Here is an 852-nt window from a genome sequence, read left to right on the forward strand (position 1 = left end):
CGAAGCGAAATCGAGCCAGGCGCAGGCCGAGCAGGCGAAGCAGGAAGCCGCGCCGAAGCTGTTGCCGGATTCGGTGGCGGACGTGCTGACGCAGATCGCGGGTCCGTTGTCGAGAGTGCTGCGAGAGTTCAACGAGAACGCGATGGAGAAGACGCTGGCGCGATGGATGGCGGTGGTCGGCGTGGCGCTGAAGATGCCGGTGGGCACGGTGGAGATCAATGGAAAGGCACGGGACACGATCAAGACGCTGTCGAAGCTGTTCATCGACAACCTGGTGGATGCGGGGGAGCAGACGGGCAAGCCGCTGTCGGCGCAGCAGGTGAGGCAATTGACGACGCTGGCGGAGCGGCAGGTGGTTGGGAGCTTCGCGAGCGGGAATCTGAAGTCGTTCGAGGAGAAGGCGCGAACGGGTGAAGTGAGATCGCGGATGGTGGTGTTCATCAACGAGGACATCCGAGAGGCACTGAAAGCGACGAGCGATCCGACGCTGAAGGTGAAGTTGCTGGCGGAGAAGGTGACGTCGCCGGGTAGCTTGCGTGAGTTCCGGCTGCTGCGGGCGAAGCTGGGTGCGTCGGTGTACGGGGCGGCGACGGAAGGCGCGCTGACGGCAATCGATGCGGTGTGCAAGTACGCGGGGTGGAAGGCACTGCTGGAGAGCGAAAGGAAGGCGCTGTCGTTTCAGAAGACGCGGCAGCAGGATTTGCGGGAGACGTTGGGCGGAGCGCTGTTTGTGGGAGCGATCGGTGCCGGGGTGGGGAATGTGGTGAAGACGTACGGGACGTGGCGGAATCAGTACGCGACGGGGATGGCGGAGCGGGTGGCGGGCGGGAGGTTGGCGACGCGGGCAGATTT

1 protein-coding gene is annotated in these 852 nt (G+C 64.4%); it reads left to right on the forward strand.

Translation table 11 applies throughout. The features are described 5' to 3' along the window. Nucleotides 1-852 (forward strand): hypothetical protein (locus G3N64_RS39290; RefSeq protein WP_205788922.1); only part of this gene is annotated, 852 nt, incomplete at both ends.

The organism is Burkholderia sp. Ac-20344 (genome assembly GCF_017104975.1).
Taxonomy (GTDB): domain Bacteria; phylum Pseudomonadota; class Gammaproteobacteria; order Burkholderiales; family Burkholderiaceae; genus Burkholderia.